Source organism: Arthrobacter sp. Y81 (assembly GCF_002929335.1).
In the GTDB taxonomy this organism is placed as follows: Bacteria; Actinomycetota; Actinomycetes; order Actinomycetales; family Micrococcaceae; genus Arthrobacter.
Map to the genome: position 1 here is coordinate 11,496 of NZ_PJIL01000010.1, position 22,083 is coordinate 33,578.

The 22,083-nt window shown below is 63.6% G+C and carries 23 protein-coding genes; 12 read left to right on the forward strand and 11 right to left on the reverse strand.

Features of this window, described 5'->3' with window-relative positions:
• Positions 1-97 precede the first annotated feature (97 nt).
• Entirely contained in the window at positions 98-1,504 is a 1,407-nt protein-coding gene (gene aztD, locus CXQ91_RS14170; RefSeq protein WP_258073988.1) for a zinc metallochaperone AztD, read from the reverse strand.
• 163 nt (positions 1,505-1,667) lie between these two features.
• Between aztD and CXQ91_RS14175 the strand changes: the two genes are divergently transcribed.
• The gene (locus CXQ91_RS14175) at positions 1,668-2,684 is read left to right on the forward strand and encodes an acyl-CoA thioesterase (protein WP_104174561.1); all 1,017 of its coding nucleotides are present in this window, start codon (positions 1,668-1,670) and stop codon (positions 2,682-2,684) included.
• A gap of 9 nt (positions 2,685-2,693) precedes the next feature.
• Here the strand turns inward: CXQ91_RS14175 and dnaB are convergent, their stop codons facing one another.
• Entirely contained in the window at positions 2,694-4,076 is a 1,383-nt protein-coding gene (gene dnaB, locus CXQ91_RS14180) for a replicative DNA helicase (RefSeq protein WP_104174562.1), read from the reverse strand.
• Between the two features lie 692 nt (positions 4,077-4,768).
• On the opposite strand from dnaB, the gene CXQ91_RS14185 reads away from it, so the two are divergent.
• Both CXQ91_RS14185 and CXQ91_RS14190 read left to right on the forward strand, forming a co-directional pair.
• Entirely contained in the window at positions 4,769-5,236 is a 468-nt protein-coding gene (locus CXQ91_RS14185) for a hypothetical protein (protein WP_104174563.1), read from the forward strand.
• A gap of 2 nt (positions 5,237-5,238) precedes the next feature.
• On the forward strand, positions 5,239-5,805 hold the full coding sequence (locus CXQ91_RS14190) for a hypothetical protein (RefSeq protein WP_104174564.1): 567 nt from the start codon (positions 5,239-5,241) through the stop codon (positions 5,803-5,805).
• 75 nt (positions 5,806-5,880) lie between these two features.
• Here CXQ91_RS14190 and CXQ91_RS14195 read toward each other — a convergent pair whose 3' ends face one another.
• Together CXQ91_RS14195 and CXQ91_RS14200 are read right to left on the reverse strand one after the other, a co-directional pair.
• On the reverse strand, positions 5,881-6,258 hold the full coding sequence (locus CXQ91_RS14195) for a zf-TFIIB domain-containing protein (protein ID WP_104174699.1): 378 nt from the start codon (positions 6,256-6,258) through the stop codon (positions 5,881-5,883).
• A 79-nt stretch (positions 6,259-6,337) separates the two neighbouring features.
• On the reverse strand, positions 6,338-6,964 hold the full coding sequence (locus CXQ91_RS14200) for an FMN reductase (RefSeq protein WP_104174565.1): 627 nt from the start codon (positions 6,962-6,964) through the stop codon (positions 6,338-6,340).
• Positions 6,965-7,113: 149 nt separating this feature from the next.
• Here CXQ91_RS14200 and CXQ91_RS14205 point away from each other — a divergent pair, with 149 nt between their 5' ends.
• Positions 7,114-7,536, forward strand: coding sequence for a DUF1801 domain-containing protein (locus CXQ91_RS14205; protein ID WP_104174566.1), 423 nt, complete (start codon positions 7,114-7,116; stop codon positions 7,534-7,536).
• Positions 7,537-7,659: 123 nt separating this feature from the next.
• Here CXQ91_RS14205 and rplI read toward each other — a convergent pair whose 3' ends face one another.
• The 4 genes from rplI to rpsF form a co-directional block, all read right to left on the reverse strand.
• Positions 7,660-8,112 carry a 50S ribosomal protein L9 gene (gene rplI / locus CXQ91_RS14210; RefSeq protein ID WP_011693939.1) on the reverse strand — a complete coding sequence of 151 codons (453 nt, stop codon included), beginning with the start codon at positions 8,110-8,112 and terminating at the stop codon, positions 7,660-7,662.
• A gap of 17 nt (positions 8,113-8,129) precedes the next feature.
• Complete coding sequence (gene rpsR / locus CXQ91_RS14215) at positions 8,130-8,369, reverse strand: 30S ribosomal protein S18 (protein WP_003800144.1); 240 nt, start codon at positions 8,367-8,369, stop codon at positions 8,130-8,132.
• A gap of 126 nt (positions 8,370-8,495) precedes the next feature.
• Entirely contained in the window at positions 8,496-9,071 is a 576-nt protein-coding gene (locus CXQ91_RS14220) for a single-stranded DNA-binding protein (protein WP_104174567.1), read from the reverse strand.
• Positions 9,072-9,126: 55 nt separating this feature from the next.
• Positions 9,127-9,432, reverse strand: a complete 306-nt coding sequence (gene rpsF, locus CXQ91_RS14225) for a 30S ribosomal protein S6 (RefSeq protein WP_055802737.1) — start codon at positions 9,430-9,432, stop codon at positions 9,127-9,129.
• 267 nt (positions 9,433-9,699) lie between these two features.
• Here rpsF and CXQ91_RS14230 point away from each other — a divergent pair, with 267 nt between their 5' ends.
• The 6 genes from CXQ91_RS14230 (at position 9,700) to CXQ91_RS14255 (ending at position 16,347) form a co-directional block, all read left to right on the forward strand.
• Complete coding sequence (locus tag CXQ91_RS14230) at positions 9,700-10,368, forward strand: DUF1345 domain-containing protein (protein ID WP_104174568.1); 669 nt, start codon at positions 9,700-9,702, stop codon at positions 10,366-10,368.
• A gap of 285 nt (positions 10,369-10,653) precedes the next feature.
• A complete protein-coding gene (locus CXQ91_RS14235) occupies positions 10,654-12,000 on the forward strand; it encodes a glycosyltransferase (protein WP_104174569.1) in 1,347 nt (448 codons plus the stop codon).
• Positions 11,972-13,309, forward strand: coding sequence for a hypothetical protein (locus tag CXQ91_RS14240; RefSeq protein ID WP_146072342.1), 1,338 nt, complete (start codon positions 11,972-11,974; stop codon positions 13,307-13,309). Before CXQ91_RS14235 ends, CXQ91_RS14240 begins: the two co-directional genes overlap by 29 nt.
• Positions 13,306-14,178, forward strand: a complete 873-nt coding sequence (locus tag CXQ91_RS14245; RefSeq protein WP_104174571.1) for a glycosyltransferase — start codon at positions 13,306-13,308, stop codon at positions 14,176-14,178. The genes CXQ91_RS14240 and CXQ91_RS14245 overlap by 4 nt, the downstream gene beginning before the upstream one ends.
• A 63-nt stretch (positions 14,179-14,241) precedes the next feature.
• The gene (locus tag CXQ91_RS14250; RefSeq protein WP_104174572.1) at positions 14,242-15,021 is read left to right on the forward strand and encodes a hypothetical protein; all 780 of its coding nucleotides are present in this window, start codon (positions 14,242-14,244) and stop codon (positions 15,019-15,021) included.
• Positions 15,022-15,090: 69 nt separating this feature from the next.
• Positions 15,091-16,347, forward strand: a complete 1,257-nt coding sequence (locus CXQ91_RS14255; RefSeq protein ID WP_181038893.1) for an O-antigen ligase — start codon at positions 15,091-15,093, stop codon at positions 16,345-16,347.
• Between the two features lie 707 nt (positions 16,348-17,054).
• Here the strand turns inward: CXQ91_RS14255 and CXQ91_RS14260 are convergent.
• Both CXQ91_RS14260 and CXQ91_RS14265 read right to left on the reverse strand, forming a co-directional pair.
• Positions 17,055-18,404 carry a M18 family aminopeptidase gene (locus tag CXQ91_RS14260; RefSeq protein WP_104174574.1) on the reverse strand — a complete coding sequence of 450 codons (1,350 nt, stop codon included), beginning with the start codon at positions 18,402-18,404 and terminating at the stop codon, positions 17,055-17,057.
• A gap of 61 nt (positions 18,405-18,465) precedes the next feature.
• Entirely contained in the window at positions 18,466-19,377 is a 912-nt protein-coding gene (locus tag CXQ91_RS14265; protein WP_104174575.1) for an intradiol ring-cleavage dioxygenase, read from the reverse strand.
• Positions 19,378-19,632: 255 nt separating this feature from the next.
• Here CXQ91_RS14265 and CXQ91_RS14270 point away from each other — a divergent pair, with 255 nt between their 5' ends.
• Together CXQ91_RS14270 and CXQ91_RS14275 are read left to right on the forward strand one after the other, a co-directional pair.
• A complete protein-coding gene (locus CXQ91_RS14270; RefSeq protein WP_104174576.1) occupies positions 19,633-20,133 on the forward strand; it encodes an Hsp20/alpha crystallin family protein in 501 nt (166 codons plus the stop codon).
• 83 nt (positions 20,134-20,216) lie between these two features.
• On the forward strand, positions 20,217-20,549 hold the full coding sequence (locus tag CXQ91_RS14275; RefSeq protein ID WP_181038894.1) for a hypothetical protein: 333 nt from the start codon (positions 20,217-20,219) through the stop codon (positions 20,547-20,549).
• 64 nt (positions 20,550-20,613) lie between these two features.
• Here CXQ91_RS14275 and CXQ91_RS14280 read toward each other — a convergent pair whose 3' ends face one another.
• A complete protein-coding gene (locus tag CXQ91_RS14280; RefSeq protein ID WP_104174577.1) occupies positions 20,614-22,074 on the reverse strand; it encodes an amino acid permease in 1,461 nt (486 codons plus the stop codon).
• Positions 22,075-22,083: the final 9 nt, after the last annotated feature.

A 22,083-nucleotide genomic window follows, 5' to 3' on the forward strand; every position in this document is an offset into this window, starting at 1 on the left:
AAGAAAACCCGCACGACGCCGGGCCGGTCACCAAGAGGCGGCCGGCCCGGCGTCGTTTTCCGTGGGTACTCCAAAAAAATATTCCAAACTTGGAATACTAGCCGGAGACTCCCGTCAACTCGTTGGGCACGTGCGGCAGCTCAGCTGATTTCTTTACGCCGCCCGACGCAAGGTCCACGGCATGGATCACCCGGCGGGCCGGCTCGGTGACGTATGCAGTGGAGCCCTGCACGAACAATGTGGGGCGCGGATCCTGCCACGTCTCGGACTCCTCCCACGCCTCCACCACCGGAACGGTGGACGTGATGTTTCCGGTCAGCGGATCGATGATCCGCAGGGCACCGTCGGTCCCCAGCACCAGGGCCTCGCCCTCGGGGCCCCTGCCCAGCGAGCGGAACGAGTAGCTGGTGCCGAGCTCCACGAGGCGGAGGGTCGCCGTGTCCGTATTCACGAGTGACACACGTGTTGGACGCTCCAGTTCGGCCTCCCTGTCGACTTTGTAGTCGCCCACGACCACGGGCGACTCCGGCGATCCCGCCTGGTTCCCCATTCGGCCGTAGGTGTCAGGACTGGCCACCTTGGAAATGCGGCCGTCGCGGTAGATGAGCATCCCGTTTTCGCAGCCCACCACAACGGCGTCCTGCCCTGCCGATGCCTCGCCATGCACGCCCGGGCAGTCCTCGTTGCGCACCAGTTCGGTCCGGTCCTGGCCCGCCCCGGCACTGAGGACGGCGACTCCCCTCCTCGCCTCATCGTCGCCAAGGGTTACCAGCAGCTTGCCGTCCTTCAGCGGCACCGCCACGCCGTGGTGGGCTTCCGGCGTGGTGTAGACATCAGTCCCCGGAAGATCCCCGCCTTCTTCCGCCAGTCCGGCCGGGTCGAAGATTTCAACTTTTCCCGAACCGTCACTGAAAAGTGCTGTCCTGCCGGCATGGAATACGGCATGGCCGGGCTTGATCGCCTCAAACGCGGTGTCCGTAAGGGCCGGCGGCGCAGCATAGGAATGCCCGTGATCGCCATGCTTTTCGGTCCAGACGCCGGCATCAAACACCCGGAAGGCGCTGCCGGTCGATACCAGGACATGACGGCCGTCGCCCGCGGGGTTCAGCCTGTTGAAGCCCGCGAGCTCTGCCTCGCCCACCACCTCCAGCGACGCGGCGTCCAGCACCGTGATGCCCTCGGCGTGCGTCATGACCAGCCTGGGCACCGGGCCCTGGACTTCCTGGGTGGCGGCGGACTCGGCAGCCCGCCCCGTGGCTTGCGCGCCGGCTCCCGCGGCGTCACCGCCGACGCTTCCGGGAGCAGCACCGGCGCAGCCGCTCAGTACGAGAGCCGATGCAGCCAATGCCGCCGCACCGGAGAGGCGGGGAAGGGAGGCGCCAGGTCGCCGGGGCGCCGAGAGGCCGGCGGGCCACAGGAGCACCCGCGGGATGCGGGCTGGCGCGGACAGCGGGGAGTGGAGAAGGAGCCAGAAGCGGGACGGGCGTCGAGTGGGATTCGTCATGAACTAAATGATAGTGATTCTCATTAGCTAATCAAATCGAATGAAGATGGGAAACACAGCCTCCCCCGGCAACGGACGCCGCCGCACCCCGCATATGGCGGGTGGGGCGGCGTTTGTGTCATTCCGACCGGGCGGTACGCCGGGTCATCAGTAAACTCTCAGCATGAGCGAGACTGCCGCCAATTCAGTGACCCTCCGCTTCCTAGCGGCCCCCACCGACGTCGGCCACAGCGGTTCCGTGGACGCCGGAACGGTCCTCGAGTGGGTTGACAAGGCTGCTTACGCTGCCGCCGTCGGCTGGTCCAAGTCCTATTGCGTGACCGCCTACGTGGGCAATATCCACTTTGCGGATCCGGTCAACAGCGGCGACATGGTGGAGGTCACTGCCACGATCGTCTACACCGGGCGCTCCTCCATGCATATCCGGACGATGGTGTCCTCCGGCGACCCCAAAGGCGGCCCGGCCACGATGCGCAGCCAGTGCATGGTCATCTTCGTGGCCGTGGGCCCGGACGGGAAGCCGGTACCCGTCACGCAGTTCGAGCCGTCCACCGCGGAGGAAATCGAAGAGCGCGACCACGCCCTGGCACGGATCAAGGTCCGCGAAGACATCGTCCAGGCAATGAACGCGCAGGAATACACGGACGCCGGAACCGCCGAACGGGTTGTCCTCCGTTTTATGGCCGCTCCCACGGATGTGAACTGGGGCGGCAAGGTGCACGGCGGCATCGTCATGAAATGGATCGACGAGGCCGCCTATGTGTGCGCTTCGCGGTACTGCGGCAAGGACACCGTGGCCGTGTTCTCCGGCGGCGTGCGCTTCTACCGTCCGCTGCTGATCGGCCACGTGGTGGAAGTGGAAGCGCGGCTGGTGTACACCGGCACCAAGGGGATGCACATTGCCGTGCACGTCCGTTCCGGCGATCCCAAGGGCCGGGAGATGAACCTCACCACCTACTGCCTGACCGTCATGGTGGCCCGCGACGCCGCCGGGAACTCGGTGCCCATTCTGCCCTGGGTGCCGGTCTCCGAGGAGGACAAGCGGCTGCACACCCACGCCCGGGAACTGCTGGAGATCCGGGGCCGGGCACCTGGAAACCGGCTGCCAAACCACCTGCTGGCCGGTGGCGCGGCGCGCGACACTGCACAGGACACGGCCACGGCGGGGCAGGCGACGTAGCCCGGCAGGCTAAAAGCCGCCGCCTCCGGCGTCGGCCGCCATGTTGGCAAAGCGCGAGTAGTGCCCCTGGAACGCCACCACAATGTCCTTGGTGGGGCCGTTACGGTGTTTGGCGATGAGGATGTCCGCCTCGCCGGCGCGCGGCGATTCCTTGTCGTAGACGTCCTCACGGTGGAGCAGGATAACCATGTCGGCGTCCTGCTCGATGGATCCCGACTCACGGAGGTCCGAGACCATGGGCCGCTTGTCCTGCCGCTGTTCGGAGCCACGGTTCAGCTGCGAAAGGGCAATCACGGGCACCTGGAGCTCCTTGGCCAGCAGCTTCAGGGCACGCGAGAACTCTGAGACTTCCTGCTGACGGGATTCGACCTTCTTACCGGAGCTCATCAGCTGCAGGTAGTCAAGGATGACCAGCTTGAGGTCGTGCTGCTGCTTGAGCCGGCGGCACTTGGCGCGGATTTCCATGAGCGACATGTTCGGGCTGTCGTCAATGAACAGCGGGGCGTCGTTCATCCGGCCCATGGTGGTGGCGATCTTGGACCATTGTTCGTCCTTGATGGTGCCCTTACGGAGGTCCTGGAGGCCGATGGTGGCCTCCGCGGAAAGGAGGCGCATGGCGATTTCGTTCCGGCCCATTTCCAGGGAGAACATCACCGTGGCGAGGTTGTTCTTGATGGCCGCGGACCGGGCGAAGTCCAGGGCGAACGTGGACTTACCGACGGCCGGGCGGGCGGCGATGACGATCATCTGCCCCGGGTGCAGGCCGTGGGTGAGCTCATCCAGTTCGTAAAAGCCCGTTGGCACGCCCGTCATGCCTTCGCCGCGGTGGCCCGAGGCTTCGATCTCGTCCACAGTGGATTCCATGACGTCCTTGAGGACAACGTAGTCCTCAGCCGTACGTCGTTCGGCCACGGCGTAGATCTCGGCCTGGGCCTGGTTGACAAGGTCTTCCACTTCACCGTCTGAGCCGTAACCCAGCTGGACGATCTTCGTGCCGGCATTTACCAGCCGCCGCAGGACGGCACGCTCGGCAACGATCTCCGCATAGTATCCGGCGTTGGCTGCAGTAGGTACGGTCTGGATGAGCTCGTGCAGGTAGGCGGGGCCGCCGATCCTGTTGATCTCTCCGCGCTTGGTCAGCTCATCAGACACGGTCACGGCATCGGCAGGCTCGCCGCGGCCATAAAGGTCAATCACGGCCTCGTAGATTGTCTCGTGGGCGGGGCGGTAGAAGTCCTGGCCGCGCAGGATCTCAACGACGTCGGCGATGGCGTCCTTGGACAGCATCATGCCGCCGAGTACTGATTGCTCAGCAGGGATGTCCTGGGGCGGCTTTCGGTTGCCTTCGGAACTCCGGGTGCCCTCGATTGAGTCCAGGTGCGTAACTGACAAAGCTGCCGTCCTCCATTGTGTACCGCGGCGGTTTCTCAATGCCGGCGGTGCTGTAGCTATCTGCCTGTGGGCTGCCATGCGCAGCGGAATTCCCCGCTGCGCAGCAGGACCAGTAGTACCAGCAGGCACTGACAGTTTTCCGGCGTCGGCAAAGCGCCGACGTCCGCTCCTTCCGGCCGCTAATCCGGTTATCCCCAGTTTGCGGAGGTTATCCACAATTGAGCGTCCGAGTCCGTTTCCGGTTGTCCCGCAACTGGCCTGTCCGGACTATCGAAAACAGGTACCAACGCCCCAAGAACAGGTATCCCGCTACGTTAGTACCCGTTCCGCCGGCCACCAAGCCCACATACATGCACACCTGTGGATAAGTTGTGGATTAGGGGCCCCTGCTTGTGCACAGCCTGTGTGGTCACCTGTGGATACCAAAAAACTTTCGCCGCCAATGTGCCCCTGACCTGCGAAAACGTTCAAAGTGGCTTGTGGATGAAAGATTCTTTTGGGGAACGTTCATCCACAGCTTGCAGGTTCACATTGGGGATACTGGCCAGTAGGAGAGGCGTAGTGACGCAGAATATACGCGCATTGTGATGTACGCCACGACAACTGGCTCGAATTGACGGTTTACCCACCCGGACTGTATGCGCCCGTCAGAATATGCTGTGGATAACGGTGAACTGGCATAAGCTCTATTCATGGGCGATGTATTAGTAGTTATGCTGCCTGCCCTCATTCTGGTGGCAGTGATTTGGGGGGTTTCAACGGCGTTGAAACCACGGGACACCGGCATCTCCGACGCGGAACGCTATCAACTGGAACTGGCCCTCCGGTCGCAGGCTCACTACGCTGCCCAGGTGAAGGCAGCCACGGCCGCGCGGGCGCGGGTTGACGCCTCCACCCGGCCAAGCCAGAACGAGCAACAGCAGTCGCAGCAGGTCGACCACGCACGGGCGGCCCTGCGCGCCCAGGCCGGCTCCAGTCCGGGCGTGGGCATGCACGGCTACCAGGGACCGGTCCTCCCCGGCGGGCAGCTGAACCCGCAGTTCGCCTTGCAGCTCCAGTCGATGGCCCGCAGCGGCCAGAAACTCCAGGCCATCAAGTTGCTGCGGCAGGCAACGCATTCGGATCTCTTGACCGCCAAGAATTATGTAGATCGGCTGTAGTAATGGAATCGCTAGTGATCCCCGTTCTGATCCTGCTCCTCGTTGGAGCGGGCGTCCTCGTGGTGGCCCGCGCCGTCGGACGCCGCACCGCCGGCAACAGGGCCAGTGGCAGCACGCCGCCCGGGGACCCTGTGGAACTGGCCCGGGCCGCGGCGGCCAAGCTCACCGAAGACCAGCACCGGCGCCTGTACGCCCTGATCGCCCAAGGGCAGGCCATGGCGGCCATCAAGCTCTACTACGAAGCCTCAGGAGAGGGCCTACGGGCCTCGCGTGACGCCGTCGGCGCCCTGGCGGCCAATCCGCAGCCCTTCCACTCAGCGGCCCCTGAGGAGCCGGAGAATGACGACGACGACGCTCCCGAGCGTTTCCCGTACCGCTACCGGGCCATCGCCAGTAAGGGCGATGTCACCCGCGAAGTCAGCAGCAACATGCTGAATGACGAAATCTACGGCCGGATCCGCACGCTGGCCAGAAGCGGCGACACGGAAGCGGCGGCAATGGCGCTGACGCGGCACTCGGACATCTCCATGAAGCAGGCCCGGGAGTTCATCGCCCTGCTCGACGACTGAGCTTCCAGCCTGGGGCAGACCGCCTGACCCCGCACGCGGGGCCCTCCGGCTGATGCGGGCCGCCGGGGCCTGTTGTCAGAAATCGAAAAGCTCCCCGAGCCAGCCTTCCTTCTTTTTGGGCCGCCTGCGGTCGTCATAGCGCCGGTCGTCATGCCCGGGCTGATCGTACCGGGGCCGGTCCCGCCGCTCGTCATAGCGGCGATCATCGGGACGCCTGTCATCGCGGCGCGGATCCAGGTTGTTGTTGTACAGAGGCGGCGGAATGAGCCCCGGGGCGGGAGGGGCAACCGTCGCAGCCGGCACGGCCGGACCCATCAGATCAGCCGCCCTGTCGATGATCTTGTCCAACTCGCCGCGGTCAAGCCACACGCCGCGGCACTGCGGACAGTAATCGATCTCCACTCCGCTGCGTTCGCTCATGATTAGGTCTATTGAATCCACAGGGCATTTCATGTCCGGCACAACGAGCAGGGCCCCGGAAAAGTTCGGCGCCTCCACCGCGGGCCGGCTGCTGAGGGCCGGCGCCCTGTTCCTACCGCCCGCTCGAGATTCCGGCCAGCAGCTGTTCGAACGGCAGGGACTCGGCGGCTTCGTGCTTCCGCCGCGGCCCGGCAGCCGTCAGCAGCCCCGCGAACTCATCCGCGGCCCGGTCGATCCGCACCGAAAGGGGCGAACCGCCGTCGTCCGTGTTGCCCCAGTCCTGGGGGCCGGCGAAGACGGCGGTGGCCGCTGTGCGGGTCCGCAGGTAGCTGAACAGGGGACGCATGGCATAGTCCAGGACCATCTGGTGGCGGTCGGTGCCGCCGGTTGCCCCGAGGAGGGCGGCCTTACCCTCCAGCGACTTCGGATCCAGGACATCGATGAAGGACTTGAAGAGGCCGCTGTACGAGGCACTGAAGACTGGCGTGACCGCGATGATGCCGTCCGAGTCCTCCACGCCGGCGATGACTTCGGCCAGGCGCGGGCCCGCATAGCCCGTCACAAAATTGTTGGCGATGTCCACCGCGAGGTCACGGAGTTCCACAACGTCCACGGTCACGGCGTAGCCGGCTGCAGCCAGCCGCTGTTCGGCTGCGACCGCCAGCTGGTCAGCCAGAAGCCTGCTCGACGACGGTACGCCAAGGCCGGCGGAAAGGACGGTTATGCGGCGGGTTTCCACGGTTTTCTCCTGAAGGTCAACGGTAAATCCAGAGTATATGCGTTTGCATCTACCTACTCAACCTACGCATCCTCGTGTTTATTCCGCAGCGACGGGGCACCGCGGGCGGGCCTGCTGACAACCCGGGCGGCGTCTGCCAGACTGCCGTCATGGCTGATAACAAGACCCAGGCAACCGACGCGTCCGTGCAGGATTTCCTGGACGGCGTAGAAAACGACGCCCGGCGAAACGATGGCCTGCGGCTTCTGGCCCTCATGAAGGAAAACACCGGGGAGGCACCCGTGATGTGGGGTCCCAGCATCGTTGGCTTCGGAAGTTACCACTACCGGTACGAGAGCGGCCGGGAGGGAGACACCGTCGCTGTGGGGTTTTCCCCCCGGAAGGGGAGCCTTTCGCTGTATGGGCTCACCTACGCACCCGAGGCGGCGGACCTGCTGCCGCGGCTGGGCAAACACAAGGTGGGCGCGGGGTGCCTGTACGTCAACAAGCTGGACGACGTGGACGAGGCGGTGCTGGCCGAACTCATCCGGGCAGGCCACCGGCACTCCACCACCGTGATGCACCAGGACTAGGACTCAAGCGGGAACCGTGCGTTAAAGACAAAGGCCCCCACGTTCGGTTCCGAAGCGGAATCCGAATGCGGGGGCCTTCAGCAGTTCAGGACTGCGTAGCGCTCTGGCGAAGGGCCGGAGGGACTACTTGCCTGCGACTACGTCGAGTTCGATCACAGCGGCAACGTCGTCGTGCAGACGGACGTTGGCCTGGTAGGAACCAACCGACTTGATGTGTGCCGGCAGTTCAACCTTGCGCTTGTCGATGCGGCCGAGGCCAGCGGCCTCAACAGCGTCGGCCACGTCGCCCTGCTTGACGGTGCCGAACAGGCGTCCGGTCTCGCCAGCCTTGACAACGAGCTTGACCGGCTTGGCGGAGAGTGCAGCAGCCTGCTTCTGAGCATCTTCCAAGGAAGCGTGCTCGCGGGCAACGCGGGCAGCCTTGATGGACTCAACCTGCTTTTCGCCACCCTTCGACCAGGTCAGAGCGAAACCGCGGGGCAGCAGGAAGTTACGTGCGTAACCGTCCTTGACCTCGACAACGTCGCCAGCAGCACCGAGACCGGTTACTTCGTGGGTCAGAATGAGCTTTGCCATTTTAGTTAATCCCTTCCTTAGCCGCGGCCAGCGCCGGAGTAAGGCAGCAGAGCAACTTCGCGGGCGTTCTTGATTGCCTGGGCGATCTTGCGCTGTTCCTGCACCGTGACGCCGGTGACGCGACGGGCGCGGATCTTTCCGCGGTCGGAGATGAACTTGCGCAGCAATGCTACGTCCTTGTAGTCGATGACGGTGATGTCAGCGGCCTTCAAGGGGTTGGACTTTGGTTTGGGCTTACGGAGTTCAGCCTTAGCCATCGTGGAGCTCCTATTCTATGGAGCCCGTGGATATTGATCCACGGGATGGTGGTGGTTCGACGGCGGCACTCACCCGGGAGCCGTGAGGCATCCCGGCGGGTTCCGGCGCCGGACCTGAATTATTGGTTAGAAGGGAGGTTCGGAATCCGGGCCGTTGCCCCAGCCGCCGCCCGCATTGCTGACACCGGGCGTTGCCCAGGGGTCTTCCTGCGCTGCGGGCTGGTTGCCGCCCCAAGTTCCTCCGGTGTTGCCGCCCTGGTTTGCACCCTGGCCGCCACCGAATCCACCGCCGCTGTTGCCGCCGCCGAAGCCACCCTGGCCACCCTGACCGCCGGAGCGCTGGGTGCGGTTGACCTTGGCGTTGGCGTAGCGCAGGCTCGGGCCGATTTCATCGACTTCGAGCTCGATAACGGTGCGCTTTTCGCCTTCTTTGGTTTCGTAGGAACGGCTCTTCAAACGGCCGTTGACGATAACGCGCATGCCCTTGGTAAGGGATTCCGCGACGTTTTCGGCTGCTTCACGCCAGACCGAGGCGCGGAGGAACAGGGTTTCCCCGTCCTTCCACTCATTCGACTGGCGATCGAAGGTGCGGGGCGTAGAAGCGATGGTGAAATTCGCTACTGCCGAACCTGACGGTGTGAACCTCAGTTCGGGGTCATTGGTGAGATTACCGATGACCGTAATAGTGGTTTCGCCTGCCATCTACTGCCTCCTTGTTCGTTCCTGCGGGGTAAAGATTGAATGTCGGGAGCTGAAATTACTCAGCAACGACCTTCTGCTCTTCGGGGCGGGTGATCTTGGTGCGCATGATGGTCTCATTGAGACTCAGCTGGCGGTCAAGTTCCTTGGCGGTGTCCGGCTTGGCGGTGAAGTTCACCACTGCGTAGATACCTTCAGACTTCTTCTTGATTTCGTAAGCCAGGCGACGACGGCCCCAGATGTCAACCTTTTCGATGGTTCCACCATCGTTGGTGATGACGTTCAGGAACTTCTGAAGCGTTGGCTCAACGGTACGCTCTTCGACCTCGGGGTCGATGATTACCATCAATTCGTAAGGACGCATATGTGAACCCACCTCCTTTGGGCTAAGCGGTTACGGCATTTCCGTAACAGGAGGTTCATTTGCGATGCCATGCACGCCCGGTCACCAAAACGGAGACAGGACGCAGCACAGACTTCAATATCTTAGTGCATTTAGGCCGGTTTCGGCGATTCGTGACCCGTTCAGGCTAGTCCCGTGGCCGTGCCGGGCGGAAACGCCCCCGGACGCTATGTGGAAAAGCGTGCGGGAACGGGGCCCGGCCTGTTTGTTTGGCTAAAGTAACGACACATGGACACCAGCCCTCCGCCCCCCAGGATCAGACGAAGCCGGCTGCGGTTCTTGGCCATGGTCGCGGCAGGCCTGGCTGCCGCGGCAGCAACCGGGCTGTCCGGGCACTGGGTCGAAGCGCCGGCCGTAGGTTGGGGCAGCGCCGCGCTGGTCTACGTGGCCTGGGTGTGGCTTGTGGTGGGAAGGCTCGGCCCCGCCGGGACGCGAGCCCATGCGACGTCGGAGGACCCGTCCCGCAGGACCACCGACCTGCTGATCCTGGTGGCCAACGTTGCCAGCCTGGCCGCTGTTGCCGTCGTCGTCGTGGACTCCCATAGATCCGACGGCGGCTCGCGACTCAACGGCGGGCTGCTGGCCCTGGCGTGTGTCGCATTGTCCTGGATCCTGGTGCAGACCCTCTTCACCCTGCGCTACGCCGAGCTCTACTACAGCACCGGCAAACGCGGCGCACGGGAGGTGGGCGGCATTGACTTCAACCAGGAGCGGCCGCCGCAGTACACGGATTTTGCCTATCTCGCCACGAGCCTGGGCATGACGTACCAGGTGTCTGACACCAATCTGCAGAACCACCTCATCAGGGCCGAGGCCCTCAAGCACAGCCTGCTTTCCTATCTCTTCGGCACCGTCATCCTCGCCACGACCATCAACCTGGTGATCGGACTGGCCTGAGTATGGGCCGAATGGACCGGGCTCCCGGGCGGAATGACGGGCCGGACGATCGAAGTTTCCAAGTGCCGAGTCCGAGTCCCCCGGCGTTTCAGTGCGAGTGGTGCTTGCCCACTACCAAGTGGTGGATTCTCTAGTACCGGGTGAACCCAGCCACTATATTTGCCTCAATTCATCACCAGTGGTCCATGGACCGTCCAGCCAAGAGGCTGGCCGGAACTACCACGTCGTGGGGCGCCGCCGGTGAGAAGACTGCAGAAGCGCAACCTCCAACGAAAACTTGGGGGAATGGAAAAGGACTACAGAAGACACGGTCTCCTCCTCACGCAGGAAGGCGACCGCATTCTTCGAACCGGCAGTGGGGACCGCAAGCAGATGGAGCATGTTTTCGTATATACGCCCGGAAGCCGCTGGGAAAACATTCCTGGAACGGACCACCGGCTTGCGGCAGCTTTGGCCATCCGCGTGCCCGTCCTGTGGGTCGATCCGCCACTCCCGGTTCATTTGGCGTTCCGGAACGGGAAATGCGTGCTGAGGGGCCTCACCGAACTGAGCCAGGTCGCGCCAGAAATAACCCGCCTACGCTCGCTGGCCTTGCCCGGCTTTACCCGGCCGATTCTTGCCCGGGTGACCAAACATCTCCTAAGTCGGGCTGTCCGGGCCGCCCTTCGCGCAATGGCGGCAACACCCGTCGCGGTTATGGTCTCCTCGCCCATAACGGAATTCCCCTCCGGCGTCGCCGGCACCAGAATCCTTTTCGCCACCGATGACTGGGTTTCCGGAGCAGCGATGATGGGACTGTCCGGACCATTTGTGCGCCGGACCCTCCTCCGTAACCTGGACAGGGCAGACATCACCGCTGCAGTGTCTCCCTATTTGGCCGAAAGCCTTAGGCCCGGATTGCCAGCGGCCGTCGTCGTCCTTCCGAACGGGTGCAATCTCCCGGAGGAAGGGCCTCCGGGCGACGAACGGTCCGGAAACGCCGTCCTCGTGGGCCAGTTGAACGAACGCCTGGACATGGGGCTGCTGGAGGCAGTCACGGCTACCGGTGTTCCACTGCTGGTGATAGGGCCACGCACCGACCGCGACCCGGAAACCGGACGACGCCTGGACACTTTCCTCGCCTCCGAAAACGTCACCTGGCTCGGCGAGTTACCCGCTACCGAACTGGGGGCTCATCTGGCAGGAGCGGGTGTTGGCCTGACGCCTTATGCCGATAATGCGTTCAACCGGGCTAGTTTCCCACTGAAGACCTTGGACTATCTGGCCGCTGGAGTACCCGTCGTGGCAACCGACCTGCCCGCCGTGAGTTGGTTGAACACGGAACTGGTCACCGTCGGCAGCGGCAGCGACGAGTTCGCTCGACAGGTACAGCGGGTACTGGCTACCCCACGCGATCCCGCGGATGATGAGCGACGCCGCCATTTTGCGGGCCGCCACACTTGGGAGGCGAGAGCCGCCCAACTCCTTGAACTGATTCAAGACCACTCATCGGAACGGGAGACACAGGGCGGACCCGGGCGAGAACAGTTGATCGGAGGCACGGCCAATGAACGTAAGCAGACCAACCTGGACAGCGAACTCAACGGACCGAAGGGTGCACAGCATGACCGGAATCAGAGCGACGAGTATTAATCTGCGAACAGGAGGGAGGACGCGCGCCGCGTCCCGGGGGCTTGCCTGCATGGCGCTCCTTTCGGTTCTGGGGCTCGTCCTCGCAGGATGCAGTGCACCCAATGACGGCTCGTCGATCAATGCAAAACCCGTTGTGGCCGTCCAGGACCTCCCCAAGATCCCGTGGGAAGGAGGACCCGAGTACTGGAAGAAATTCACCAAAGCCGACGGTGCAGGGTGGGATGATCCGAACTTTTTCCCCATAGCCATTTGGTACAACGGCATCAGCAGCGACACCGAAGTCCAATACGACAAGGACCATGGCATCAACACGTACATGGGGATGTCAGACACTACGCCTTACTCACTCTTTGAAGCCAACGGTGTGTACTGGATTGGCGGAAAACTGAATGATACCTTCACCGAACAGAGCCGCAATTGGGTTGGCGCTTTCCTAGATGATGAAGTGGACGGACGTTTCACCCCGGAAGCCGGCCGGCAGCATCTGCAGGCGTTGGCCGACGGCACACCACAAGGCTTCTTCAAATACGCAAACTTCACGCAAATGGTGATAAGCCATTACATGCCTGCGGCGGACGCCCAGCCATTCGTGAACAATTTCACCGACACCGTTTCGGTCGACATGTATTGGTACACGATTCCGTACTGTGGCCTACGGCCATATTCGAATGCCCATTTGGCCCCCGTTTCTGAAGAAAACTGCCGCACGGCATCTAGCTACGGAAAAACAATGAAAGCGCTGCGGATGCAGGATGCGGCAGATGGAAAACTCCAGCCGCTGTGGCAATTTGTGGAAAACCTCAACGGCGGCCCGGGGGAAGGTCCATTTGTGGCGAACATATCCGCAGGCCAGCTGCAGGGGGCCGTGATGAATTCGATTATCAACGAAGCCAGGGGCATCGTCTATTTCAACCAGAGCCTCAGCGGCCCTTGCGGAGGAGGGAGTGTCCTACGGCTCTCACAGGTACTGCCGGGTTTCTGCGGTGCGGAGCAGATAGAAGCAGTCAAGACAGTGAACTCCCGAATCCGTGAACTCGCACCCGTCATTAATACACAGTCGTATGACTTTAAGCTGGGAAACCAGTTGGACACCATGCTGAAGATTCACGACGGCTACGCGTATATTTTTGCCATGGTGGACGGAAGTTCCGCTCCGGGTGAAAGGAACTTCAAGTTACCCGACAGCATGAATGCGACCCAGGCTGAAGTCCTGTTTGAGAACCGCACTGTCCCGGTTGACGCCACAGGGTCTTTCACAGACACGTATTCTGCAGAGTATACGTACCACATTTACAAGGTGAAGCTGTGAGCACGCAGGCCGACCATGTACTGCTGACAAGGTTCAACCTGCCCTCGCCTGGCCCAGAAAGCCTAATTAGGGCCAAAGAAGGATGGCTGCGCGATCGCTTGCAGCTTTTCGAACGCTATTGCCTGCCATCTGTGCGGCGGCAGTCGAACCAAAATTTCCATTGGATTATCTATTTCGATCCAGAAAGCCCCTCCTGGCTCAGGGAACGCATCAACGAGCTCAACGAGGATTCGATCTTCACACCGATCTACCGCGCCGAGGTCAGCAATGCTGAGCTGCTTCATGACCTGGAAGCCGTCTCCGGTGCCAAGCACAACGAGCTCATCACTACGAACCTGGACAACGATGACGGGCTCGCGGCAGATTTCGTTGCCCGCGTCCAGGATGCCCGGTCCGGAGGTACCCGCACTGCGATTTATCTGGTCAATGGGCTGATCCGCTGCGGCACCCGCCTGTACCTAAGGAAGGACAGAACCAACGCTTTTTGTTCGGTGAGGGAAGAGTGGGGCGGCGCACGGACGTGCTGGGCCGATTGGCACAATCTCCTCGGCCGCTCCATGAACGTCAAGGAAGTTAGCGGCGGCCCGGCCTGGCTCCAGTTGGTTCACGACTCCAACGTCAGCAACAGAGTCCGCGGACGGCGGGTCCCGGATGGTCCGTACCGTGATGCCTTCGCCGCATTGCTGGTCGGTGTATCCGAGTCCAGCCCGTTGGAGCAGTTCAGGGATCGCGCACTGGGCGTACCGAATCGTTTCGTCAAGGAGGCCGGCAGGGCGATGCTCAAAATGATCGCATTGAATGCCCTGGGCAAAGACGGCCTGGACCGGCTCAAATCAGGCTGGGCACTCCGCCCGGTCCGTCGAAGGTAAGGGAAACGATGATGATGGCATGCTGCATAGGCGGCCTGGGAGCATTGGGCCGGGGGATCTTCCATGTTCTTACGTGACTTGTACGCGAGTGCAAAACGCCGCTGGTATTTCGTGCTCGCGGGACTGCTGGTAACAGCCGCGATGTCCTTCTGGGTGTTCCGCGTAGCGCCGGTGACCTACGAGGCGACAGCCAATGTGGCCCTCATCCCCCCACCAACAGCTGTGATCTCAGGTGACAACCCTTTCCTTTACATGGGCGGTCTCGACCAGGCAATGGGCGTACTAACAGTCAAATTGAATTCGGATTCGGTGCGGAGCGCAATTGAGGATGAATTCCCGGGGGCGGAGTATGCCACAGAGCGTGACGCAACAACCAGCGGGCCAATCGTGCGCGTGAAAGTTGCCGGAGATTCGACTGCCACGACTTTAGAGGTCTTGAATCGCGTATTGGACGTAATGCCGGCGACTCTTTCCTCGCTCCAGGACGAGCTGTCCCTTCCGCAGGCATCACGGATATCCCTGCTGACGCTTGGCATCGATAAGGAAACGACTCTGGTGAGTGAAGCCAGAACGCGTGCCCTGCTGGTTGTGGCTTCCCTCGGAATGGCGGGCACACTCCTCCTGACCGGCCTTGCAGACAAAAGACTGATCAGGCGGCGCGGGAAGAAGCACGCGGGAGCGGGCACCGCGCCCCTCAACGAGTTGCCTCCTCCGGAGGGAGAGCTGAGGAGAAGGAACCGTACGGGGCGCCTTCCGTTGTCCGGCGAGGGGTACTCGGGCGCGACTTCGCCAACCGCCACGGCGTCCGAACCGCTCGCACCTGTTGCCGACCTGCGGCGGTAAAGAATGCGCGCCAGCGGGGTCCCCTACTATGAGATGCATCTGCCGGTGCGAGCGTTCAACCCGGCTGGCTTGGACGCAGTCACCGTTCTGACTGTGTATCTCTTCCTCCTGCTGGCGATCCCTTCCAACAGGAGTGTGGCCGCGCTGGGCGGCGCAGGAGCTCCCGCTGCGCTCTTCGCACTCATCGCCATGCTCTGGTGGTGCTGGTATCACGTTCAACGGCCAACGCCGTCGCTGGCGCGGGATTCCCAGCCGATCCGGATAGTCATGTTTGTGTTCGTCGCGGCGGCCCTGGCGAGCTACGCCGCCGGCGCCTCGCGGGCACTGCCGCCAGCCGAAATCAACGCCCTGAACCTCGGATTGCTTCGGGTGGCTGCCTTCGCCGGTATCCTGCTGCTGGCCACTGACGGCATACCTAACCGGGCCCGGCTGATGACCCTCCTTCGCTGGGTCTGTTTTCTCGGAGGTGTATTCGCAGCCCTCGGACTGCTTCAGTTCTTCACAGGACAGTCGTTTGTCGAAAAGCTCAATATCCCGGGCCTGTCTGTTTCTGATTTCGGCGCCCTCCAGGACCGCGGCGGATTCAACCGGTCCGTGTCCACTGCCCGCAACCCCCTGGAATACGCGTTTGTACTCTCCATGATCCTTCCGATCGCCCTGACGTTGGCCCTGCACGACACCGGTACTCGTCTCCTGTTGCGGTGGTTCCCGGTGGGAACCATAACCCTGGCAGCCCTCCTTTCCGTATCGAGGTCTGCGATTATCGGTGTCCTGGTAGCCATTGTGGTTCTGCTTCCTTCATGGAGTCCGGAAGTGCGACGCCGGGCCGGAGTGGTGGCCGTTGTTTTGCTGGGAATGGTCTGGGCGTTGGTGCCCGGCATGATGGGAACGCTGAAGGGACTGTTTGGCGGCCAGGATCCGAGCATTAAGTCCCGGACGGACAGCTACGACGTGGTCTCGACGTTTGTGGGAATGAACCCCTTTCTAGGCCGTGGCTTCGGAACGTTTCTGCCCGAATACCGGATACTCGACAATCAGTACCTCGTCACGCTCATTGACATGGGCATCGTCGGCCTAGCCGCCCTTTGCGCCGTTTCGGGCGTGGGTTTTGTCACCTCACTCGCGGCGCGCCGCCACTACACGGAAACCATCTTGGCCAAGCTTGGTCCGGCACTGGCAGCATCGCTGGCGGCTGGCGCCGTCCTCACCGGATTCTTCGACGCGTTGTCGTTTCCGCAGGCGGCCGGAATGCTGTTTCTCGTAGCGGGCCTCTGCGGGGCCTACTGGCGGATGAAGGATTCACACGGGACGGAGCGCTATGCCTAGCCCCTCGCGCCCACACCGTTCGCGCACCCGCCCTGTCCTCCGGCGTTGGTATGTAGCTTTGACGGTTCTCAGCCTGATGCTTCCGGCCATCCTGCACTCATGGGGGGCCACCGGCGTCTATTGGAGCAAAGTTGACGTGGTGTTCTACCCGCCAAGCGGCGCGGCAGCGGGAAATCCGCTGCGGGCCGATGCGCAGGCCACAGTCCGCTACGCCGCGATGGTGGAACGGCTGGTCAACGGGGAACAGGGCAACGCCGCACCCGGAACCACAAGGGCCAATCTTTACGGCACCGGCATCCGCAACGGCTACGTCGTCTACATCCCGAGTTCCGGCGGGCAATGGCAAAACTCGTTCGACCGTTCAGCCATCACGGTGGAAGTGGTGGCCGAGAGGAAGGACGACGTCGGCCGAATCCTCACCGGAATCGTGGACCGGATTCAAACAACGGCAGCGGAACGGCAGGCGGCCATTGGAGTGATTCCGCGGTCCTACATCACCACTAGTCTTTCCCCTGGCGCCCCTGAAATCAGCTACCAGCCGGCCAAGCCGGTCTACGCAGCCAGTGCCTTGGCTGCTTTGGCACTCGGACTGGCCGTCGCCGCTGCCGTTGTTGCCGACCGGTTGGCCCTGCGCAAAGGCCGTCCTCGCAGCAGCGCCCGGCCCGCTGCCAACGCCGTTCCGGATCAAACGCAGGTGCCCGTCCTGACTACGCCGGCGTCCGGAAGAACAGTTCGGTCACACTGGCCAGCCGGAACGGGTCTTCGACGCCGCAGAGTTCGCGTGCCGAGTGCATGGACAGCAGCGGCACACCCACGTCGACAGTCCTGATGCCCAGCCTCGTCGCTGTCAGTGGCCCGATGGTGGATCCGCACGGCATCACGTTGTTGGAGACGAACTCCTGGTACGGAATCCCCGCCTCGCCGCACAGCCGCGCCCAGAAGGCTGCTCCGGGCGCATCGGTCGCGTAGCGCTGGTTGGCGTTGATCTTCAGCAAGGGCCCGCCGTTGAGGACCGGCCGGTTGACCGGATCGTGGCGCTCGGCATAGTTAGGGTGCACCGCGTGACCCGCGTCGGCGGAGACGCAGAACGACGCCGCCAGTGCCTGCCGCCGCTGGCTCGCCGACGCGCCGAGGCCGTCCGAGATGCGCACCAGGATGTCCTCGAGCAGCGGGCCGCAGGCACCCGAGCGCGAGTTGGAGCCGATCTCCTCATGGTCAAAGGCCGCAAGGACGGCAATCGGCCCGCCGTCCTTGCGCTCCCCGGCCTCACCGTGTGCGATGAGTGCTGCCAGGCCCGCATGGGTGGCGGATAGGTTGTCCAGCCGCCCGGAGGCGAAGAACTCACTTTTGGCCCCGAAAACCGCGGCTGGCTGCGTGTCCGCGATGACGACGTCGTACCCGCCGATCTGTGCCGGATCCACCGGCGCGGAGCCGGGAACCGCCGGGGTGGCCCGTTCGGCCAGCAGCGCGAGGAGGTCCTCGCCGGCCGGGTCGCCGAGCCCGAAGACGGGATTCATGTGCTGCTGCTTGTCCAGCGCAAGGCCGTCGTTCACCGCCCGGTCCAGATGAATGGCCAGCTGAGGGAAGCGAAGCAGCGGCCCGGTAGCGGTCAGGCACTGCGTGCCGTCGAGCATCACCAGCCGCCCGGCCAGCTGCAGTTCACGGTCCAGCCAGGAGTTGAGCAGCGGACCGCCGTAGACCTCGACGCCTGCCTGGAGCCAACCGAACTTCCCCATGGTGGGCTTGGGCTTGAGCTTGAACGACGGCGAATCGGTGTGCGCCCCCAGGACGTTGAACCCGGTGGTGGGTCCGGCACTCTCCGGCGTCACCCAGGCGATCAGCGCACCGTCGCGGACCACGTAGAACCGGCCTGCCGCGCCGGCTTCGGGACCTTTGCCTGCGCCGGCCGGCCACGCCTCAAGCTCGTCCAGCCCGGTGAAGCCCGCCTCGTCCAGCCGCCGTGCGGCTTCCTCCACTGCGTGGAAGCTCGACGGCGACGCGCTGACGTACGCGCCGAGGTCCCGGATGTGGTCTGCGGCAGTGGCGTGGGAAGGCATGGCTCCGAGTCTAGCGGTGCCACGACGGCCCACCGCCGAAGGCGCTTTTCTACGCCGTTTCCTACACCGTCACGTTGAGCCCAGCCATGTAGCCGCCTGCCACCGAACCGGACATGGTGGCCAGCTGGTAGATGCCGCCGTCGTCGCCAAAGACGTTGTCCGAGGTGAGCGTGGTGTTGGGAAAGTTCCGGGCGCTGGACTCGTAGCCTGCCGTGGCGTAGACCTCGTTGCAGGCAGCCTCCGTCATGGCGATCTGTGAGATCGCCAGCACCTGGCCGGCCACCGTGGCATTGCTCATGGACTCGAAGACTTCGAAGTGGATGTGGGGCCATCGGCCGTTGTACGCCCCGGGGTAGATGGTGGTGAACGTGACCTGTCCGTTCGCGTCAGCTTCCTGGACCCCACGGAGGAAGTTCTCGTTTTCCATCCCGGCGTCGTACATCGAGTACTTGCCGTCGCGGTCGCAGTGCCAGGCATAGACGGCGGCGCCGGCAAGCGGTGTGCAGCCGTTGGCGTTGTCCAGAAGAGTCAGGGTGACCGTCAGCGGGATGCCTTCGGCCTTGGTGGTGGAGGCCCCGAAGCTCGAAGTGATGTCCTGCCGGACGACGCCGGATGCCTCCAGGACGTTGGGCCCGTTGGAACCGTCCCCCGGGTAGGGACCCGCTGTCTCCTGCGGAATTTCCACACCGCATTCGGCAATGGCACGGGTCAGCGTGGGTGACGCCGACGGCGTGGCGGACGTCGACGCGGAGGGGGTCGCCGTCGCTGTTGCGGAACCGGTGGCGGCCGCCGTCGTACTGGTAGCGTCGGAGGTGGACCCGCCCGGGCTGCAGGCAGCCAGTGCTGCGCCCGCTGCGCCGGCACCGAAAAACATGCCCAGCGACCGGCGGCTCATCAGCGTCGAAAGGTCGAATTCCAGGCCGCGGTCATGGTTGGGATGCGGTTCGTGGGGAGGCTGCGGTGATGTAGTCATGGACCCATCAAACTCCGAACGACTAGGCCGCGGGTAGGCCTTTCCTGTGTGCCGGCTGTGCGGTTGCTTCAGGCGCAGCGGCGGTGGCCGGCCGGCAAAGCGGCGGTGCCCGCCGCCGGGATCCCGCCGTTTCGTGAATGACCGGTCCAGTCGGGGACTTTGGTCCCTACCCCCGCTCGCCGGACAGGTATCTACTGGTGTGGGTCAGGCCGCCTGTGGTTGCCGCCCTGCCAGGAGAACAACCAGGAGAGAGCTATGTCCGGTGCGTTGAAATGGTCCCCGTTCGAGTCGGCCCGATGGCCGGACGCCGACGACGGGGCGGGCAGGACTCCCTCGGGCTTCACCGGCGCACTCGGGCGGGTCTTTGATCCCAACAACGTACAGGTCCCCGTTCATAACGAGGAGGTCTGTGTCGCCGATGTGCGTGTCGAGGAGTTCGTCGACCGGGAGACCCTCGTGGTCCGGGCCGAAATGCCCGGCGCGGACCCGGACCGTGACATCGAGGTGTCCGTGGCCGGAGGCGTGCTTCATATCCGCGCCGGACGCGGGGAATCCGATGGTCCCTCCGACGGGAACGGCCATCATTCCGGTTTGCGTTACCGCCCCTTCACCCGCAACCTGCCGTTGCCGGAAGGGGTTACCGACACAGATATCAAGGTGTCCTTCAGGGACGGCGTGCTCGAAGTCAGAACGCCGCTTCCCGCGGCACCATTAGCGGATGCCCCGGAGAAGCGGCTCCCGATCAGCCGCGAATAGCGTCGGTCCATCAGCCAACAGGCTCATTCAACCAGCCGGGCGACCGGGAAAGAGGCAGCAGAACATATGGAACGGGTCCCTCAATGGAACTGAAAACACAGTGGCACCGGCTTGATCCCGCCACCCGCCGCTGGTTCATGGACAATCCCGGCTGTGTGGTGCTGCCGAGGACGATCGCCACGATCGTTGCCCGGGTTGCCGATGAGCCGGTGGTTCGGGACCAGCACGGCGCCATCCAGCTCAGTGCGGAGGACGTCAGCTTCATTCGGACCCGCGTTCACAGTTCCGCCGCCGCAGCCGGGGAGCACAAGTTCTTCGATTCCGTGCAGCCGGGCCAGGGCGTGGATCCGGCGGCGGACGCGGACTCCCGTATGGACGTGGACTCCGAAAGCACGGAGTCCGGCCACCTGGACTGAAGGCGGCCGGACTCCGGTTTGCGGGCGGGTTACGCCCGGTTACTGCTGGGCTAACGCTGGCGAATCACGACGCCGGTCCGGCACCTACGCCGGCTTCTTCGGCTGTGGCGTCCGTCCGGTCGGTGCTGGTCGTGGCGGTTTGTTCGGTCCCGGCTTCTTCTGTCCCGCCGGTGCTGCCGAGGTTCTTGCGGTAGCGCCAGACGCCGATGCCCACCACAACGAGAGCCAATGCCAGTGAGAGCAGCAGCGACTCCCGGGTGGACTCCAGGACCACCATGCCGATCAGCAGCGCAACAATGCTGACGATGGACACCCAGGTCAGGTAGGGGAAGAGCCACATCTTCAGGGCAAGGTCCTTGGCGGCCGAACCCATGCGGTGGCGGAGAATCAGCTGCGAGGAAGCGATGACCAGCCAGACGAACAGCGCGATAGCGCCTGACGTGTTGACCAGGAACAGGAACACCGTGTCCGGCGCAATGTAGTTGAGGCCGACGGTGACGAAACCCACCACGGTGGAGGCCATCACCGCGGCGGCCGGAACGCCGCGCTTGGAGATCTTCATCCAGGCCCGGGGTGCGTCCCCCCGGCGGGAGAGCGAGAACAGCATGCGGCTGGCCGTGTAGAGGCCCGAGTTCAGGCAGGACAGCACCGAGGTCAGGACCACAATGTCCATGATGGTGCCGGCGCCCGGGATGCCGAAGAGCTCGATTACCGCAACGTAAGGGCTCTTGGCCACGGAGGCGGAGTTCCACGGCAGCAGGGTGACCACGATGGCGATGGAACCGATGTAGAACACCAGGATGCGCCAGACGGTGGACTTCACGGCCTTCTTGACGGCGTCCACGGGGTTCTCGGACTCACCGGCCGCGATGGTGGCGATTTCAGCGCCGAAGAAGGAGAAGACGACCACCAGGATGCCGGCGAGCACCGCTCCGGGGCCGTTGGGGAGGAATCCGCCGTTGTTGACCAGGTTGTCCAGCCCCGGTGCCGGAACTCCGGGGATCAGGCCCAGGATGGCGGCCACGCCGAAGAGCAGGAACAATACGATGGCAGCCACCTTGATGGAGGCAAACCAGAACTCGAACTCGCCGTAGGACTTCACCGAGCCCAGGTTCGTCAGCGTCAACAGCACCATGAGGACCAGCGCCCACACCCACTGGTCGATTCCCGGAACCCAGCGGTGCATGATGGCTGCGCCAGCCGTTGCTTCGATTCCCAGGACTATGATCCAGAACCACGCGTAGAGCCAGCCGATGCTGAATCCGGCCCACCGGCCCAGGGCCTTGTCCGCGTAGGTGGAGAACGATCCGGTCTCGGGGTTGGCCGCGGCCATTTCACCCAGCATCCGCATCACCAGGATCACCACGATGCCCGCAGCCATGTAGGCGAGCAGAATGCCGGGGCCGGCCTGCTGGATGGCGGCACCGGAGCCGACAAAGAGGCCCGCGCCGATCACGCCGGCAATGGCGATCATGGACAGGTGCCTGGGTTTCAGGGACTTGGAGAGCTGTTGGTCAGCGTGCATGGAAGCGCC

Bases quoted from the DNA above. Each gene is read 5' to 3' on its own strand.
- CXQ91_RS14190 (WP_104174564.1), top strand. From the start codon at position 5,239: ATGGAATCGCTAGTGATCCCCGTTCTGATCCTGCTCCTCGTTGGAGCG.
- CXQ91_RS14235 (WP_104174569.1), top strand. From the start codon at position 10,654: ATGGAAAAGGACTACAGAAGACACGGTCTCCTCCTCACGCAGGAAGGC.
- rpsF (WP_055802737.1), bottom strand. From the start codon at position 9,432: ATGCGTCCTTACGAATTGATGGTAATCATCGACCCCGAGGTCGAAGAG.
- CXQ91_RS14270 (WP_104174576.1), top strand. From the start codon at position 19,633: ATGTCCGGTGCGTTGAAATGGTCCCCGTTCGAGTCGGCCCGATGGCCG.
- CXQ91_RS14275 (WP_181038894.1), top strand. From the start codon at position 20,217: ATGGAACTGAAAACACAGTGGCACCGGCTTGATCCCGCCACCCGCCGC.
- aztD (WP_258073988.1), bottom strand. From the start codon at position 1,504: ATGACGAATCCCACTCGACGCCCGTCCCGCTTCTGGCTCCTTCTCCAC.
- CXQ91_RS14195 (WP_104174699.1), bottom strand. From the start codon at position 6,258: ATGAAATGCCCTGTGGATTCAATAGACCTAATCATGAGCGAACGCAGC.
- CXQ91_RS14185 (WP_104174563.1), top strand. From the start codon at position 4,769: ATGGGCGATGTATTAGTAGTTATGCTGCCTGCCCTCATTCTGGTGGCA.
- CXQ91_RS14240 (WP_146072342.1), top strand. From the start codon at position 11,972: ATGACCGGAATCAGAGCGACGAGTATTAATCTGCGAACAGGAGGGAGG.
- CXQ91_RS14250 (WP_104174572.1), top strand. From the start codon at position 14,242: ATGTTCTTACGTGACTTGTACGCGAGTGCAAAACGCCGCTGGTATTTC.
- CXQ91_RS14280 (WP_104174577.1), bottom strand. From the start codon at position 22,074: ATGCACGCTGACCAACAGCTCTCCAAGTCCCTGAAACCCAGGCACCTG.
- CXQ91_RS14175 (WP_104174561.1), top strand. From the start codon at position 1,668: ATGAGCGAGACTGCCGCCAATTCAGTGACCCTCCGCTTCCTAGCGGCC.
- rpsR (WP_003800144.1), bottom strand. From the start codon at position 8,369: ATGGCTAAGGCTGAACTCCGTAAGCCCAAACCAAAGTCCAACCCCTTG.
- CXQ91_RS14230 (WP_104174568.1), top strand. From the start codon at position 9,700: ATGGACACCAGCCCTCCGCCCCCCAGGATCAGACGAAGCCGGCTGCGG.
- rplI (WP_011693939.1), bottom strand. From the start codon at position 8,112: ATGGCAAAGCTCATTCTGACCCACGAAGTAACCGGTCTCGGTGCTGCT.
- CXQ91_RS14265 (WP_104174575.1), bottom strand. From the start codon at position 19,377: ATGACTACATCACCGCAGCCTCCCCACGAACCGCATCCCAACCATGAC.
- CXQ91_RS14220 (WP_104174567.1), bottom strand. From the start codon at position 9,071: ATGGCAGGCGAAACCACTATTACGGTCATCGGTAATCTCACCAATGAC.
- CXQ91_RS14260 (WP_104174574.1), bottom strand. From the start codon at position 18,404: ATGCCTTCCCACGCCACTGCCGCAGACCACATCCGGGACCTCGGCGCG.
- CXQ91_RS14205 (WP_104174566.1), top strand. From the start codon at position 7,114: ATGGCTGATAACAAGACCCAGGCAACCGACGCGTCCGTGCAGGATTTC.